Source organism: Nitrosomonas sp. (assembly GCF_019752095.1).
Classification (GTDB): Bacteria; Pseudomonadota; Gammaproteobacteria; order Burkholderiales; family Nitrosomonadaceae; genus Nitrosomonas.
Map to the genome: position 1 here is coordinate 1 of NZ_JAIEMO010000036.1, position 16,627 is coordinate 16,627.

The window sequence follows — 16,627 nt, forward strand, 5'->3', positions numbered from 1 at the left end:
AGTCATACCACAGCGACATGTCATAGTTGGCGCTCGCAGCGCCGCTAGTTGTGTCATAGGTTGTTGCCATCATATCCCCCTATTAATTTAATGGTTTGCTAATAGAAAATGTGTTTGACGTGGCAAATAAATTTTCACCACTCAACATAAATATAGACAGCTGCTTTTAGCATGAAAGTTCCCGTCAATCCATGAAAACTCTTTCTGATATTCACAAAAAATTTACATATTACAATATGCTATGCAGAGACATTGCATGAATTAATAACTTACATTTCAGATAGTTAACGAATAAATCACAAACTACAAGTATTATTATTGTCACGATTCTGTAAGAAAAATAGCGCTGTCACACAAATGTAACATTACTGTTATATAACTGCTGTCGTGTCTAGTAATTTTTTTCAACCCCTGGATTAACGACAGATGATGAAATCTTTCAGCTCTATTTTAGCAACCTTAGTGATACTCAATTTATGCGTCTTTTCCAACGCTTATGCATTGGAATTATATGTTGATACAAAAACCAAGCAAGTTTTTGCAGAACCGGGACCTGGCAGAATTCTTATGGGTACGTATGTAAAAACCGATAGCCCGTCGGTGCAACCAGAATCCCCAAAAGTAGCTGGAACACCATCCCCAGTGTCCACTGAATCAGCGAAAAAAGAGGCAGTAGCTGGATCGACTCTGATGCGCGAAGATAAAACTACGGAAGTGGCGGATAAAACCACTCATGAACGCCTGGTCAGCCAAGTCTCAGTGCTGGAAGAGCGCATCAAAGATGTTGAAAAAATACATGGTACGTTTGATGATCGGGGCCTGCATTGGGAAACTAAAGATGGAAATTTCTCAATGTCGATCAATGGACGGCTACAACCAGCTTCACAATATAACTTTATCAATGATCCTGACCCTGCTTTCGGAACGCACACGGCAAATGAGTTGAATAGTGGCATGAATATCCGCCGCGCGCGTCTGGGTGCTGAAGGCACTTTTTATAAAATATGGGATTATAAATTCGAGTTTGATTTTAGTCGCGGCAATGGTTCTGTCGGATCTGGAATTACTGATGCTTTCGTGCGCTTGAATCATACCGATGCGCTTTCCTATAAGATAGGTTCCTTCAAAGAACCATTCAGTTTGGAAGAAGCAGCCAGCAATCGGTTTCTTACCTTCATCGAACGTCACATGTCAGTCAACTCGTTTGTAGATAACCCCAATACCTACAAAACAGGTATTGGTGCCAATTACGCAGTAACACGATTCCAAACCGGACTGGCTTTTCAAACTGAGCCTATTGGCGCATGGTCAGCTGCATCAACCTCAGTCAATGCCAATGGCAACCAGAGCCGCAACAACGGTTCAGGCGATACCGGGTGGCAAGGCATAGGCCGTATCAGTGGCAGACCCTGGATGGAAGATGAAACTAAATTCTTACATGTGGGTATTTCTGCAGGCCATACAGTTGTCAACACGCAATATCGTGCTGATGGCACTATGGTTGGAGAAGGATCTAATGGCGGTGGGGGTGGCATGTCATTCGTCGCGTTCCCAGGAACCAACGTGGATCGCAGCAACGTCTTGAATACTGGCAACCTGAGTTACGGTGCGCTAAATGATCCGAACCGCCGCGAAATCAACAGCTACGATCGATATGGCGCAGAAGCATGGTTTGTTCATGGCCCCTTCTCTGCTCAGGCAGAGTTTTTACGCACCAATATTAATGGCGTTGGTTACGGCAATGAACATCTAACCGGCTATTATGGTTATGTCAGTTACTTCTTGACCGGCGAATCTAAAGCTTATCACGTCAGAAACGGTGCAGCAAACCGGCTCAGACCAAACCGGCCATTTCAATGGAACGGCTCGGGATGGGGCGCATTTGAAATCGCTGCCGGCTATGATTACATCGATATGAATTCAGGGGTCATCAGAGGCGGGCGAGCCGATATGCTTAGGTTCGGCTTCAATTGGTATCCCCATTCGAACGTTAAGTTTCAGGCAAACGTCGTGCATATGTTGGATATCAACACGGCAAGAACACCCATTACCAATACCGAGGGATATTCTGGGGGTGCTGGTGCGCGCACGAATGGATGGAATAATGGCGATTTCAGTGCGTTCCTGACGCAATGGACCATCGATTTCTAAAGCACTCATGTTGATTGCACACTTATTGGGAACTCAGATAATTCTGAGTTCCCAGTATATCTCCTTATTTCTTGAACCTCAGCTCATATCAATTAGATGCTACCAACAATTAAACTATAGGCTAATATTATGTGGATTATGATCTATGGTATGTTGCACAACACAATCCATCTCACACAAGGAGGATCAAAAAATGCCGCAAAAATACACCTTCGATAGGCTGAACATAATGTTCCTGCTCGGCATATGCATGAGCACTCTTGGTATTGCAAATGCACAATCCACTATCAATACTGATGGCTCCAGTACCGTTTATCCTATTACCAAGGCAGTTGCTGATAAATTCCAAATCGCAAAAAAGAATGCCGTGAATGTTACGGTTAATATTTCTGGCAGTGGCGGCGGTTTCAATAAATTCTGCCGTGGTGAAATCGACATCGTGAATGCCTCACGACCGATCTTGAAAAGCGAAATGAAAGATTGCAAGAATTCCCGCATTCAATACGTTGAAATTCCAATTGCTTTCGATGCCTTAACTGTAGCAGTTAATCCGGGAAACAATTGGGGAACAACCATGACAATAGCAGAATTGAAAAAAATATGGGAGCCAGCAGCTCAAGGTACTATTACTCGATGGAAACAAGTCAATCCAACATGGCCCGATGAACCAATTAAACTTTATGGTGCCGATTCAGATTCCGGCACTTATGATTACTTTACGAAAGCCATCGTAGGTAAAGCCAAATCAAGCCGCAGTGATTTCACTGAATCCGAAGATGACAACGTATTGGTTAATGGCGTGGCAAGCGATAAGAATGCGTTGGGATTTTTTGGATTTGCCTACTATATTGAAAATGAAAATAAAGTTACAGCTGTTGCCATAAATAATGGAAAAGGACAAGGCGCTATCGCTCCGTCGGTAGAAACTGTTGAAAACGGCAAATATCAACCCTTATCACGCCCGATCTTTATCTACGTCAATGTCAAAGCTATTGAGAAACCCGAAGTTAAGGAATTTGTAGAATTTTATTTGAAGAATGCACTCTTGCTGGTAAAGGAAGCCAGTTTTTTTCCATTACCGCCCAGAGCCTATACCACAATGCTTGAACACTTTAACAAAAAAAGAATAGGTTCAGTATTTAGTGGGATACCGGCGATAGGTCTCACTATCGACGAACTAATCAGGCGTGAGGATCGGCTCCCGTACGAAAATTTTTAAACTAATAAATATGAAATAGGTAATTGCCAGAAAATTACTGATCACTTTAACAACAACTGCTAGTAATTGCGTTAAGGAATTATTAGCAGTTGTTGTTTTTTTCAAATTCCACACCCTTTTATGATATAAGTCCTCCATTACAATTAATATGACATTATCACCTCTGCCGCCACTCTCCTAATTATGCCTTTCAGCCCAATTATCCTGTGGACAGACGCGCTTATATATTTATTCGTAGGTATTGTACTTTTTTTGATTTGGTATGTAAGGCGGAACGAACATCTATTGGTACCCTGGAAACGTGTAGGACATAGTGCCAGCGGCATGTCTGCGCTGACTGTGCTACTTTTTTTCCTGATCGTAGGGTTACTCGATACGATCCATTTCCGGCCCGCTCTTGATCATAAAGCCCCAAATGGGGAAAGAGTCTACAGTGTAGAAGTCTTGAGCATGCTTGATCTCTTGGTAACACCACTGCGCACCAATATGGAAAAGACCTATTCCGCGCCATTGGCCACACATCTCTATGCAAAAGAAACGATTGAACTTCCCGATGGAAAGCAAATTCGGATCTTTGCTAGACTTGTATATGGCGGAGCTCACCTACAAAATCCGGATGTGGATCATGCCAATGATATTATTTGGCGCAGCGCAAAAGGCTTGATGGCTGGTTCTCTGGTCTGGTGCTTATTGGCCTCAGGTTTAATCATCTTTTTGTCGCGTCGTCATCAGGAAAAATTCACCCAAACCATCGCAACCATTTTGCAGCGCAAAACGGAAATTCCCTGGTATGCCATTTTGATCACATTATTAATCCTTTTGCTGATCATCGGTTGCGGAATAGCATTAGCCAGTCATTATCATGTCTTAGGCACCGACAAGGTTGGACAAGACATTCTATATCAATCACTTAAAAGTATTCGCATCGCTTTAGTCATTGGCACTCTAACTACGTTGATCATGCTGCCGTTTGCACTGTTGCTCGGCATTATGGCGGGTTATTTCAGAGGCTGGATCGATGATGTCATTCAATATACTTACACCACATTAAATTCCATACCCAGCGTATTATTGATCGCCGCTGCAGTTCTTATGATGCAAGTGTATATTGAAACCCATTCGGAATTATTCGAAACCATCGCTGCACGCGCCGATCTACGCTTGCTATTTCTGTGCATTATACTTGGCGTTACCAGCTGGACCAGCTTATGCCGTTTGCTTCGCGGCGAAGCCATGAAGCTGCGCGAATTGGAGTATATCCAAGCGGCACATGCATTTGGCGTCTCACATTGGCGCATCATCACGCGCCATATCTTACCGAATGTAATGCACATCGTGTTAATTGCGACTGTCATGGATTTTAGTGGCTTAGTTCTGGCCGAGGCGGTGTTATCTTATGTCGGCGTTGGCGTCGACCCTTCCATGATGAGCTTTGGCACGATGATTAACGCGGCACGGTTGGAAATGGCGCGTGAACCCATGGTCTGGTGGGCATTGCTATCAGCATTTGTCTTTATGTTCACTTTGGTATTGAGCGCCAACTTGTTTGCCGATGCAGTACAAAATGCATTAGATCCGCGCAGAAGGACGCTAAAACAAAGCAAGAGATTCTTTCAAAAGCTAGACAATAAAGAACAAACACCCAGCAAATTATCCCAAGCGATTAAACCAACAGGGTCTTCTCACCAGCCATGAAGAATTTGCTGGAAATTGAAAACCTTGAAACCTTGCTTCATACCGGCGATACACCCGTACGCGCAGTCGATGGATTGTCACTTGAGATTTTCCCTGGTGAAACATTCGCGTTACTGGGAGAATCCGGCTGCGGCAAATCGATGACAGCGCTCTCCATTATGCGCTTGTTACCTGAAGTAGGCGAAATTGTCGCCGGGCAAGTTAAAATCAACGGCGCAGATCTCTTACAATTATCCGAAGCCGGTATGCGCAAAATTCGCGGCAAGCGCATCAGTATGATTTTTCAGGAACCGATGTTGAGCCTGAATCCAGTTCTCACTATCGCCGAGCAAATTGAAGAAGTATTGAATCAGCATTTGCAGTTATCCAAAGATGCAACCAAGAAACGAATTCAGGAACTACTGGAGCAAGTCGGCATTCCTGATGCAGCACAGCGCATGCATGAATATCCATTCCAGTTTTCCGGTGGTATGAAACAGCGCGCTATGATCGCCATGGCGCTTGCAGGCGAACCTGAATTACTCATTGCCGATGAGCCAACGACAGCCCTGGATGTAACAATTCAGGCACAAGTCCTGGATTTGATGAGACAAATCCAGCAACGCACGCACATGGCAATTTTACTGATTACACATGATCTAGGTGTGGTCGCTGAAATGGCCCAACGCATTGCAGTGATGTACGCAGGAGAAATCGTAGAACTGGCCTCCCGACATGATTTCTTTCAGCATCCAGCTCATCCCTATTCACAGCAATTGTTTGCATCTTTACCCGGAAAGCAAAAACGCGATCAGGCATTAGCCGTGATTCAGGGCAGTGTACCCTCCCTCGCACAACAGTTTAACGGCTGCCGTTTTGTTGATCGTTGCAACCAAGCATTGGCTATCTGTCACAATACAATTCCCCAGTGGTATCCAGTAACATCGGATCATCAAGTGCGATGTCATTTGTATCAGCAAAATGCCCCGGAAAAACTACCGATCGATAACACTAATCAATGCATAACCACGTTAGATGTCAAATCCAATACGACAGAAGAAACTTTGTTACAGGTTACCGACCTCAAAGTACATTTTCCGATCCGCAAAGGATTACTCAAGCGCATAGTCGGTCACGTCAAAGCAGTCGACGGCGTATCGCTGAAAATTGTTAGCGGAAAAACCTTAGCATTAGTCGGTGAATCAGGGTGTGGCAAAACAACCATTGGTAAAAGCATTTTGCAATTGATTAAACCAACCGCCGGGAGTGTACGCTTCAGAAACCAAGAACTGGTTGCTCTCAAACGCAGCCAGTTGCGACAAATACGTTCTCAATTTCAAATCATATTTCAGGATCCCTACTCTTCACTGAATCCACGCATGCGAATTATTGAGATCCTGCGAGAGGGCATGGATGCCTTAATCATCAGTAAAAAAAATGATTCTAAAACTCGGGATCAATCACCGAACTTTTCAAGAGAGGAAGAAATTAATGCATTATTGCGGCAAGTCGGTTTGCCTGTTGAGGTAAAATGGCGTTATCCGCATGAATTCTCCGGCGGACAACGGCAGCGTATTGCCATCGCACGCGCCTTGGCGGTTAACCCAGAACTATTAATCTGCGATGAACCGACTAGCGCACTGGATGTGTCGGTTCAAGCACAAATCCTGAATCTGCTCAAATCGCTACAAAATAATTTAGGACTTGCATTTTTATTTATTACCCACAATATCGCTGTTGTAGAATATTTAGCTGATGAGGTTGCCGTCATGTATCTGGGACGAATTGTTGAATATGGGCGCATTAATGAGGTGATGAACCACCCTAGGCATCCCTACACCCAGGCGTTGCTATCGTCAGTTCCGCAAATCGCATCCAATCCTGATCGCCACATCATTGCGTTGAAAGGTGATTTGCCATCGCCAGTCAAGCCACCGACCGGCTGCCATTTTCATCCACGTTGTGCCAGCGCCATGCCGATTTGCCGCGTGACCTACCCCCCGGCAAGCACATTCAGCGCAACGCACACAACCCATTGTTTCCTTTATCCACACGAACAAGTTTCTTGAAATTATGAGTATTCATAACGAAGTGGCGCGCCGCCGCACTTTCGCCATCATTTCACATCCCGATGCGGGCAAAACAACGCTGACGGAAAAATTGCTGATGTATGCTGGCGCGATTCATATCGCCGGCAGCGTAAAAGCGCGCAAAGCCAGCCGTCACGCCACCTCGGATTGGATGGAGATCGAAAAACAACGCGGCATCTCGGTCGCCAGTTCAGTAATGCAAATGGAATACCGCGATTGCATCCTCAACTTACTGGATACACCCGGTCACCAAGATTTCTCGGAAGATACCTATCGTGTACTCACCGCAGTCGATGCCGCATTAATGGTGATTGATGCCGCCAACGGCGTTGAAGCACAGACACTTCGCCTACTTGAGGTCTGCCGAGCACGCAATACCCCTATCGTTACTTTTGTCAATAAAATGGATCGTGAGGTGCGCGAACCGCTTGATTTAATCGACGAAATCGAACGTACCCTCGGTATGGCTACAATTCCATTCACTTGGCCTGTTGGCATGGGGAAAAATTTCCATGGCGTATGTGATCTAAAAAATGATTGCATGCGCGTATTCCAACCCGGATCAGACCGCATCGACAGCAAAAATGAGGTGATCGCGCATTTCCAGGATCCGCAGATCCAGCAGCGTTTTGGTAGTGAGTTATCTACCGCATTACAGGCAATTGAGTTGATCAGGGGTGCTTCACCAACTTTTGATCATGCGGCGTTTCTTGCGGGTCAACAAACTCCTGTTTTCTTTGGTTCCGCGATCAACAATTTTGGTGTGCGGGAAATTCTCGATGCTTTGGTCGATTTGGCGCCACCGCCCGAGTCACGTAACGCGATTCAGCGTGAAGTGTTACCGGATGAAAAAAGATTCTCTGGTATGGTATTTAAAATCCAGGCCAATATGAATCTGGCACATCGCGATCGCATTGCTTTTGTACGTGTGTGCTCGGGTCATTTCAAACGTGGCATGAATTTGAAAGTTGCACGTAATGGCAAGGATATCCGTACCAGCACGGTAGTATCTTTTTTGTCGCAGCGTCGCGATATTCTTGAAGAAGCGTATCCAGGGGATATCATTGGCATACCGAATCACGGTACGCTGCAACTCGGCGACACTTTAACTGAGGGCGAAGTATTGCAATTCACCGGATTGCCTTTCTTTGCTCCGGAAATTTTCCGCACCGTTGAAATATCAGATCCGTTGCGCAGTAAACAACTGAAACTGGGATTGACACAATTAGGCGAAGAAGGTGCGATCCAAGTATTCCGTCCGCATTTGGGCAATATGCTGCTACTCGGTGCGGTCGGCACATTACAATTTGAAGTGGTCACTCACCGACTCCAACATGAGTATGCGGTAACTGCTCGAATAGCACCGGCTAAATATCAATTGGCACGCTGGATTACTTGTGACGATTCACGCGAAATGCAACGATTTATTGAAGCCAATGCGCACCGCATCGCCTACGATGCGGTAGATGCCCCAACCTTTCTGGCCGCTTTTGGCGCAGAATTGAGTGTCGCGGAAGATAATTGGCCCGCGATTCGCTTTCATAAACTGCGCGAACACGCCGGTTTGGTTTTTCAGAATCACATGAACGGATAATGGTCAGTGGAATGAAATGGATATCGATTATTTTATTACTCATTCTTTCTACAGCACCCACATCGGCTAGTGATTTAATTTCCACACCCACTGACCATCTCACTCAATTTGTTGTCATCGGTGACATGCCATACACCGACACAGAATATGCACTGTTAGAACAACCTGATGGAGCCATCGCCAAAACCATTCGCACGCTCAATCCTTCCTTGCTGATCCACTTGGGAGACTTCAAGCAGAGTCGATTAAGTTGCAGCGATGAATTGTTCCAAGATCGTTACCGTCAAATTGCGCAGCTCAATCCGCACAAAATCGTCTATACCCCCGGCGATAATGAATGGGTGGATTGTGACCGATTTACCTTTTCCGCACGTTATGACGAGCTGGAGCGGCTCAGTTTCTTGCGCCAGCTTTTTTTCCACCAGGACCAGCATCAGTTAACTAAAGATATTCCTGGCCTTATCCGGCAAGAAGATTTTATTGAAAACGCGCTATGGAAATCCAATCAAGTTGTTTTTGCCACGCTGCACGTTCCTGGAACAAATAATGGCCGCAAGGAAATTTTGCGCAGCAATCTGCAGGATGCCTTGGACGAAGCCGATTATCGCGACCAATCCAACGAAAAATGGCTGCAACGATTATTTATCGCAGCGGAATCCGCGCCAGCGATCGTGATTGCATTGCATGCGGATATTTTTAATTTTGATCCTGAGAAACCGGTTTGCACTATCGAAAATCGCACTGACTGCGATGGCTATCGAAAGCTACGTGATTTGATTAAAAGCAAAGTTGCACAGTTTAACAAACCGGTTCTGGTCATTCATGGTGACTCCCAGGCATATTGCCTGCACCAACCGTATACCTCGATTCCTAATCTTTGGCGGCTCAATGCCCCCGGAGACTACAAACATACCGATGCCAGCCAGGTTGCATTTGATTCGAGAAACAAAGCAACACCCTTTATCGTTACCGGCGTACTGGATCGCAAGCCCGCTCCGGCAATTTGCAACTATAGTATTTTCGGTGCATCACGACATTCTCCATACTTATTACCAAGAGCGCAGTTATCATGATATTCAGCATGACCGGTTATGCCGCCGCTAGCCAAGAAACACCCCAAGGATCTCTCAGCATCGAAATACGCTCAGTCAATAACCGCTATTTGGACATTCTATTCCGCCTGCCGGATGAATTCCGCAAGCAAGAAGCAGTTATGCGAGAACTGCTCACCACGCAACTCAGCCGCGGTAAAGTCGAATGCCGCCTGAATTTTTCTCCATCGGCCAACACGGTAAATTTGCAGCAATTGGATGACACATTACTAGAAAAATTACTGCAACTGGAGCTAGCAATTAGAACACGACATCCTGCAGCGGCATCGCTAACCGTATCAGAAATTCTTAAATGGCCCGGTATATTGGAAAGCAATCATACAAACTTCGAAGAAGTTGATGAAATAGGGATGATGCTACTGCAAGCTGCACTGGATGATTTAAAAGCCGCACGAATACGTGAAGGTAATAAACTCAAATCAATTTTACTGAATCGCATTCAGCAAATGCGCCAGCTGTTGCAAATAGCATCACCACGAATTCCGACACTCATTGCAGCATTTGAAGAAAAGCTACGTACCCGCTTGGAAGAAATCATAAGCAATCACGAGGATGAACGTATTCACCAGGAAATCACGCTGTTTGCCGGGAAAATCGATGTTGACGAAGAACTCTCACGTCTACAAGCGCATCTGGATGAAGTGGAACGCATTCTAAATAAAGGCGGCTACGTCGGAAAACGGCTCGATTTCATGATGCAGGAATTGCATCGCGAAGCAAATACCATCGGATCGAAGTCAGTTGATCTGGAAATCACGCGAATTTCGATGGAATTGAAGGTGATCATTGAGCAGATGCGGGAACAAGTTCAGAATATTGAATGATCAAACCATTCTGGGTCTTAGCAAATTCTATTAATTTTATTGATAGCTATTAAAACTACGCTTATTTCATCATTAGCCAAAGCAAAAAATTGCTATGCTTAACTTGTGCTGGTATGGCAGATTTAATCCAGTGTAAATTTGCATTCATTGTTTGGCAATCCGAGTCGATTATATTAAGCATCAAATCGATAACATTCCATAGAAAACTGAAATAAAATGGGAAAATTATTCTTTTATATCCTAATTGCATTATTGATTTATTGGATCATTAAAAATCGGCACTCTAAAAAAGACTCAGATATATCTGATCTAGATTCGATTGAAGATACTGTGAGTTGTGTGCATTGCGGTGTTTACTTGCCTAAAAGCGAAGCTATCAATTATCAGAACAAATATTTCTGTTGCCAGGAACATTGCGATAAATTCTTAAGCTCCTAATCTTAAATTAATTATTGTGTCGACACCTGCTTATACATCACAAACGAAACATTCAATTTCCTGGCCTTTCAATTCCAGGCTCATGGATGCTGACTACACCGGACAGCACTGGCGTTCACTCTATTATTTCAATATTTACCGCGTGTTGCTTGGTAGTGGCCTGCTAATTAGTGTTTGGGAATTTAAGTTCACAAATTTTGGCTCGCACCACTACACATTGTTTTTGTACGCAGGAATTGCATATGTGATTTTCGGCCTAACTTCTATACTTCTGATTAAACTAAGAACTCCAAGTTTTAATTGGCAGTTAACCATACAGGTGATTGGTGATATCGTTATTCTTACAGCCATGTTATATGCCAGTGGTGGCTTACAAAGCGGTTTGGGCGCGATACTGCTGGTATCGCTCGCTGCAGCGGGATTAATCAGCCGCGGTCGTTTAGCGCTATTTTTTGCGTCTATTGCAACGATTAGCTTATTGTTGCAAGAAACTTATTCCTTGCTTACGGTTAATTTTTATTCTGCTCAATACTCACAAGCTGGTCTATTGAGCATGGCCTATTTTGCTGTCGCTTGGTTAGCGCATCGATTGGCTGAGCATACTTTAGCGAGCGAGCAACTAGCCAATGAACGCGGCATTGATCTGGCAAATATGTCACAAGTCAATCAATTAGTAATTCAGGATCTGCAAGAAGGCGTACTGGTGGTAGATAAGCGCGGGATTATTCGGCAGCATAATAGCTACGCTGATAAGCTGCTGGATTTGAAACCATCTTTGGGTAAGACAAAATTACTCAGGTTGTCCGATTATGCACCTGATATAGCTGACAGACTTACAAGTTGGCAGGGGGATAGCGGAATAAATTCTGAGTTGTCACGTTTAACACATAGTAATGCATTAGTACGCATCCGATTTTTACCCATACAAGCTGACTTCCGCAATGGAGTTGTAATTTTCCTTGAAGATATAGGGCGCATACAGGCACAGTTGCAACAACTTAAACTTGCAGCAGTTGGACGTTTAACGGTCAATATTGCGCATGAAATTCGTAATCCACTTTCTTCTATCAATCATGCAGCTGAACTTTTGGAAGAAGAGCAACAAGAAAATCATAAAGATCCTCGTTTAATACGAATCATCTGTGATAACACTCGGAGATTAAACAAGATTGTACAAGATGTATTGCAACTGAACCGGTGTAACATTTCAAAACCGGATATCTTTGAGGTCAAGGATTTTATTAAAAAATTTATCGAAGAATTTTGTGATGTTGAAAAAATAGATAGAAATGTATTCATATTTCATAACCCTCATAATTATTTAGTTAGTTTTGATCGTGACCACCTGAATCAGATACTTTGGAATTTGTGGAGAAATGCGTGGCGGCATTGCCGTAAGCAAGCTGATAGTGTTTATATTGAATTGTCTACAACCAACGGTAATAATATTTGTCTCAGTATCATTGACGATGGTCCAGGTGTAGATTCGCAGCAAGTGAAAGAGATCTTTGAGCCTTTTTTTACAACGGCGGCTGGTGGAACGGGATTGGGTCTATATGTGGCACGCGAATTGTGCGAAACAAATCAGTCATCACTTGACTATATTGAAGGTTCTTCAGGTGGCCATTTCAGAATAATCTTTAGTCGCGTAAAACATGCCGATAGATAACGAACGAATTGTTAACCTGCAAAAAAAAACTCTAGCGCCCAGGATACTGGTTGTGGATGATGAGCCGGATATTATTGAATTGTTGGAACTGACGCTCGCGCGGATGGGAATGGAAGTTTCTAGTGCAACGTGTATCAGTGACGCCAAAGCACTGCTGCAATCACACCAATTTCAACTATGTTTGACCGACATGCGCTTACCAGATGGCAACGGATTGGAATTGGTCAAATATATCTCACAGCACTGCGCTGATGTTCCTAGCGCTGTTATTACGGCATATGGCACGACAGAAAATGCAGTAGCTGCGCTAAAAGCAGGTGCTTTTGATTACCTACCTAAACCAGTCTCTTTGAAGCAATTACGTGATTTGGTCAAATCGGCTTTAAACTTGCCACCGATAAAGATTGAATCAGCAGAGCGGAGCGAAACAAGTCAGCGTACTTTACTGGGTGAATCTGAATCGATGCATCAGTTACGTGCAACTATCGACAAGCTTTCGCGTAGCCAAGCATCAGTATATATCAGTGGTGAATCTGGCAGCGGTAAAGAATTGGCTGCAAGGATGATTCATGAAAGAAGTGCCCGCCACAAGCAACCATTTGTTGCGGTCAACTGTGGTGCGATTCCGGAAAATTTAATGGAAAGTGAATTCTTCGGCTATAAAAGAGGCGCCTTCACTGGTGCTGAAAAAGATCATGATGGGTTTTTCCTGACTGCCAACAGCGGCACCTTGTTTCTTGATGAAGTCGCTGATTTGCCATTAACGATGCAAGTTAAATTGCTTAGGGTCATTCAAGAAAAACAAGTAAGAAGGATTGGTGATACACAAGAAAGAAATATTGATGTACGAATTATCAGTGCCACACACAAAAGACTAAGTCAGTGCGTCGCAATGGGTCAGTTTCGGCAGGATTTGTATTATCGTTTGAATGTAATTGAATTAAATATGCCCGCATTACGCGAGATGCGCGAAGACATACCATTGATTACAAGAGTTATTCTTGAAAAACAGTGCCGGGAAACCAAGCGACCTACTTGCCGCATTAAAAAAGATGCTATGGCAATGCTAAGAAACTATGATTTTCCAGGTAATGTTCGCGAACTTGAAAATATACTAGAACGCACGTTAGCACTCTGTTCCGAAGTAGAAATTGGTGTTGAAGAATTACAATTACCTAATCAAACGTTAGATGCTGCAGTCAAAGATACGATAGATGTCACTCAAACCTCTGTCAACATACTTCCGATAAATGCGGATCAAAATATACCGCTACAAGATTTTCTCGACAGACTGGAAAAAGATTCTATTGTCAAGGCACTGAATGAAAGTCGATACAATCGCACTAAGGCAGCAAAAACACTGGGCATTACGGTGCGCTCATTACGTTACCGAATGGAAAGATTGGGGTTAAATGACTAAAACAACTTGCTGACTTTAGCCAGTAGTTGTTTAGAATACGAAATCCTTACAAATCCTGCATCCCGAAAAACATCCTCTAAAAGCAATTTATCATGTACATCAACGAATTCGATAAGTCTGATGCACAAGATAAGGCTTGTTTCTTTGATAGTTGCTTCAGTTATTTATCAACCCCACATCTCAACGTCCGGTCAAGGCTGATTGCAGCAAAGTAGCCGCAGCGGGTCCGCTAGCGTTACTAACATAACTTGTGATAACGGGAATAAATTGTCCAACCATATCCGGAGAAAGATTCAATTGCTGAAATGATGCTGCAAGTGCAGTGGCATTACCCAACGTATTATTGCTATCACCCATTAGCGATGACAAATTACCAGATAAATTCGACATTGCTGGCGCAGCGCTTAACATGTTATCCATTCCCGGAATAGATCGGGATAACGCCGCAAATGCTTGCGGATCCATATTGCCTTGAGCCATCTGGAAGATGGCGCCAGCACCGCCTAGCGCCTGTTGCTGTGATACGCCAAGCCGGTGAGCCAAAATATCCACCAAGCCAATTTGCGCCACTCCAGCCGGATTATTCGCTGCTGTTGCTCCGGCATTCAGTACTTGTCGACTGCTTTGCGCCGCGCCTTCGACCGTTGACAAGCTTTGGTCAATCGCCCCTAATGGATTAGTACCGCCTGTATTAGTTGCACATCCGCTTACGGATAAACATACTGCAATGGCGATTAAATAAGAATAATTGATCTTTTTCATGATAACCCCTTACAAAAAATGGAGAATAATTAAACTTTCAACAAATATTTTAAGTGACAGCATGCCATCAACAAACGTTCAGTGCTACATAATACATGCATTGTCATAAATTCTTCATAATACAGTCATCAAATTTTCATACTCTTTGGCTATGCTCTCTCATATCATAAATAACACAGGAGAAAAACAATGCACTGTTTAATTAAAGAATGGCCAAATAAAATGGCAACGCTGATGACTGAAGATGGTGTAGTACTTTGGACATTTAGCGATGTGGAAGAAGCTCGCAAAGTATGGCAAGACTGGTGTTCACTTCAGAATGACAAAAATTCTAGCCAAATCGGACGCCTTTGTAAATCAGACTTATCAGAGCAAATTCTCTGAGCGCTCAATCACAATTTAGCAACACCTACCTTTTTTCTGATTATTCATAGTGATCAGATTCATCTTTTACTTGCCTGTTCAACCCACTGCGTATCAAGCGCCCTCCCACACCGTGGTCAAAACGCTTAAAATAAGCACCTATCTCTTTTACTCAGGCAAGTTTAATGCATACAAAATTTTATTCAGAAACTCGGCCGCCACATAGGCAAGCCGATCATGCCGCGCAAAGCAGCGCGGCCGACAAATCCGGCCTTCCTGCTGGAACATTGGTACACATCGGAGCAAAACATCAATCAGAATGTAAAATCTCAGCAATACAATACAATGCCGAAACATTTATCCGCCATGAAATTTCTTCAATTTCAGATCTGCAACAGCTGCAAAATAACGAACTGATTACTTGGGTAAATATCGACGGATTAAGCAATATTGGCATTGTTGAAGGTATTGGTCATGAATTGAACATCCATCCTTTGGTATTAGAAGATATTTTAAGTACGCACCAACGTCCCAAGCTGGAGGAATATGAAGATTTTTTGTACCTGGTGATTAAAGGCATCAGCCTTGATCAGAGTAAAATTTTTAGCCTACAGTACGAACAAATCAGTATCTTGTTATTAGCCAACTATGTTATTACTTTCAAAGAAAAACCTGACACTACATTTGACCCCGTCTATCACTATCTGCAAAATCGCAGCGGTCGATTGCGACTAAATGGCAGCGATTATCTAGCATACGTTATTCTTGACACTGTCGTTGATGGGTATTTTGTAGTAGAAGACAGCTTGGACGACGTCATTGATTCACTGGAAGACAATATTTTGTTCAATTCTAATAAAGAAATGTTACAAACCATACAACAAATACGTCGCAGCCTGATTTCAATGAAACGTAATATTTCACCCTTACGTGAACTATTGGCAACAATTCAACGTATTGATACGCCGTTATTACAGGAAAAAACTTCGCGATATTTCGGTGATGTTTATGACCATGTATTACGTGTTAACGATTCACTCGACTCCTATCGCGAAAGAATTTCGGCGATGCACGATATTTATCTTTCCAGTATCAGTAACAAAATGAATGAAACAATGAAAATTCTGACTATTTTTGCGTCTATCTTCATACCGTTGACTTTTATTGCGGGTATTTATGGAATGAACTTTGAATACATGCCGGAATTAAAATGGCGCTGGGCCTATCCTGCTATATGGGTAATCTTTATTGTAATTAGCGTAAGCTTACTCATTTATTTTAAGAAGAAAAGATGGATATAAAATAAAAAAG

General features: G+C 43.4%; 13 protein-coding genes. 12 read left to right on the forward strand and 1 reads right to left on the reverse strand.

Annotated elements, in window-relative coordinates:
- Window positions 1-426: 426 nt before the first annotated feature.
- From K2Q13_RS10980 to K2Q13_RS11025, 10 genes are all read left to right on the forward strand, one after another.
- Window positions 427-2,151 (forward strand): porin, encoded by a 1,725-nt coding sequence (locus tag K2Q13_RS10980; RefSeq protein ID WP_292921148.1) that lies wholly within the window; start codon window positions 427-429, stop codon window positions 2,149-2,151.
- Window positions 2,152-2,344: 193 nt separating this feature from the next.
- Window positions 2,345-3,370 (forward strand): PstS family phosphate ABC transporter substrate-binding protein, encoded by a 1,026-nt coding sequence (locus tag K2Q13_RS10985; RefSeq protein ID WP_292921149.1) that lies wholly within the window; start codon window positions 2,345-2,347, stop codon window positions 3,368-3,370.
- 183 nt (window positions 3,371-3,553) lie between these two features.
- Window positions 3,554-5,065, forward strand: a complete 1,512-nt coding sequence (locus K2Q13_RS10990) for an ABC transporter permease (protein WP_292921150.1) — start codon at window positions 3,554-3,556, stop codon at window positions 5,063-5,065.
- Complete coding sequence (locus K2Q13_RS10995) at window positions 5,062-7,113, forward strand: ABC transporter ATP-binding protein (protein WP_292921152.1); 2,052 nt, start codon at window positions 5,062-5,064, stop codon at window positions 7,111-7,113. The genes K2Q13_RS10990 and K2Q13_RS10995 overlap by 4 nt, the downstream gene beginning before the upstream one ends.
- Before the next feature lie 4 nt (window positions 7,114-7,117).
- Window positions 7,118-8,728 carry a peptide chain release factor 3 gene (locus K2Q13_RS11000; RefSeq protein ID WP_292921153.1) on the forward strand — a complete coding sequence of 537 codons (1,611 nt, stop codon included), beginning with the start codon at window positions 7,118-7,120 and terminating at the stop codon, window positions 8,726-8,728.
- Window positions 8,729-8,739: 11 nt separating this feature from the next.
- Window positions 8,740-9,801 carry a metallophosphoesterase gene (locus tag K2Q13_RS11005; protein WP_292921154.1) on the forward strand — a complete coding sequence of 354 codons (1,062 nt, stop codon included), beginning with the start codon at window positions 8,740-8,742 and terminating at the stop codon, window positions 9,799-9,801.
- Window positions 9,798-10,664: a YicC/YloC family endoribonuclease gene (locus tag K2Q13_RS11010; protein WP_292921155.1), complete on the forward strand. Its 867-nt coding sequence runs from the start codon at window positions 9,798-9,800 to the stop codon at window positions 10,662-10,664. The genes K2Q13_RS11005 and K2Q13_RS11010 overlap by 4 nt, the downstream gene beginning before the upstream one ends.
- 216 nt (window positions 10,665-10,880) lie before the next feature.
- Window positions 10,881-11,102: a PP0621 family protein gene (locus K2Q13_RS11015; RefSeq protein ID WP_292921156.1), complete on the forward strand. Its 222-nt coding sequence runs from the start codon at window positions 10,881-10,883 to the stop codon at window positions 11,100-11,102.
- Window positions 11,103-11,184: 82 nt separating this feature from the next.
- Window positions 11,185-12,771: an ATP-binding protein gene (locus K2Q13_RS11020; protein ID WP_292921157.1), complete on the forward strand. Its 1,587-nt coding sequence runs from the start codon at window positions 11,185-11,187 to the stop codon at window positions 12,769-12,771.
- On the forward strand, window positions 12,758-14,191 hold the full coding sequence (locus tag K2Q13_RS11025) for a sigma-54 dependent transcriptional regulator (RefSeq protein WP_292921158.1): 1,434 nt from the start codon (window positions 12,758-12,760) through the stop codon (window positions 14,189-14,191). Before K2Q13_RS11020 ends, K2Q13_RS11025 begins: the two co-directional genes overlap by 14 nt.
- A gap of 180 nt (window positions 14,192-14,371) precedes the next feature.
- Here the strand turns inward: K2Q13_RS11025 and K2Q13_RS11030 are convergent, their stop codons facing one another.
- On the reverse strand, window positions 14,372-14,953 hold the full coding sequence (locus K2Q13_RS11030) for a DUF2780 domain-containing protein (protein WP_292921159.1): 582 nt from the start codon (window positions 14,951-14,953) through the stop codon (window positions 14,372-14,374).
- A 189-nt stretch (window positions 14,954-15,142) separates the two neighbouring features.
- Here K2Q13_RS11030 and K2Q13_RS11035 point away from each other — a divergent pair, with 189 nt between their 5' ends.
- Together K2Q13_RS11035 and corA are read left to right on the forward strand one after the other, a co-directional pair.
- Window positions 15,143-15,337 (forward strand): hypothetical protein, encoded by a 195-nt coding sequence (locus K2Q13_RS11035; protein WP_292921160.1) that lies wholly within the window; start codon window positions 15,143-15,145, stop codon window positions 15,335-15,337.
- 164 nt (window positions 15,338-15,501) lie between these two features.
- Entirely contained in the window at window positions 15,502-16,617 is a 1,116-nt protein-coding gene (gene corA / locus K2Q13_RS11040) for a magnesium/cobalt transporter CorA (RefSeq protein ID WP_292921161.1), read from the forward strand.
- Window positions 16,618-16,627: the final 10 nt, after the last annotated feature.

Excerpts from the sequence above, each read along its gene's own strand:
- K2Q13_RS10980 (WP_292921148.1), top strand. The coding sequence starts at position 427 with ATGATGAAATCTTTCAGCTCTATTTTAGCAACCTTAGTGATACTCAAT.
- K2Q13_RS10985 (WP_292921149.1), top strand. The coding sequence starts at position 2,345 with ATGCCGCAAAAATACACCTTCGATAGGCTGAACATAATGTTCCTGCTC.
- K2Q13_RS10990 (WP_292921150.1), top strand. The coding sequence starts at position 3,554 with ATGCCTTTCAGCCCAATTATCCTGTGGACAGACGCGCTTATATATTTA.
- K2Q13_RS10995 (WP_292921152.1), top strand. The coding sequence starts at position 5,062 with ATGAAGAATTTGCTGGAAATTGAAAACCTTGAAACCTTGCTTCATACC.
- K2Q13_RS11000 (WP_292921153.1), top strand. The coding sequence starts at position 7,118 with ATGAGTATTCATAACGAAGTGGCGCGCCGCCGCACTTTCGCCATCATT.
- K2Q13_RS11005 (WP_292921154.1), top strand. The coding sequence starts at position 8,740 with ATGAAATGGATATCGATTATTTTATTACTCATTCTTTCTACAGCACCC.
- K2Q13_RS11010 (WP_292921155.1), top strand. The coding sequence starts at position 9,798 with ATGATATTCAGCATGACCGGTTATGCCGCCGCTAGCCAAGAAACACCC.
- K2Q13_RS11015 (WP_292921156.1), top strand. The coding sequence starts at position 10,881 with ATGGGAAAATTATTCTTTTATATCCTAATTGCATTATTGATTTATTGG.
- K2Q13_RS11020 (WP_292921157.1), top strand. The coding sequence starts at position 11,185 with ATGGATGCTGACTACACCGGACAGCACTGGCGTTCACTCTATTATTTC.
- K2Q13_RS11025 (WP_292921158.1), top strand. The coding sequence starts at position 12,758 with ATGCCGATAGATAACGAACGAATTGTTAACCTGCAAAAAAAAACTCTA.
- K2Q13_RS11030 (WP_292921159.1), bottom strand. The coding sequence starts at position 14,953 with ATGAAAAAGATCAATTATTCTTATTTAATCGCCATTGCAGTATGTTTA.
- K2Q13_RS11035 (WP_292921160.1), top strand. The coding sequence starts at position 15,143 with ATGCACTGTTTAATTAAAGAATGGCCAAATAAAATGGCAACGCTGATG.
- corA (WP_292921161.1), top strand. The coding sequence starts at position 15,502 with ATGCATACAAAATTTTATTCAGAAACTCGGCCGCCACATAGGCAAGCC.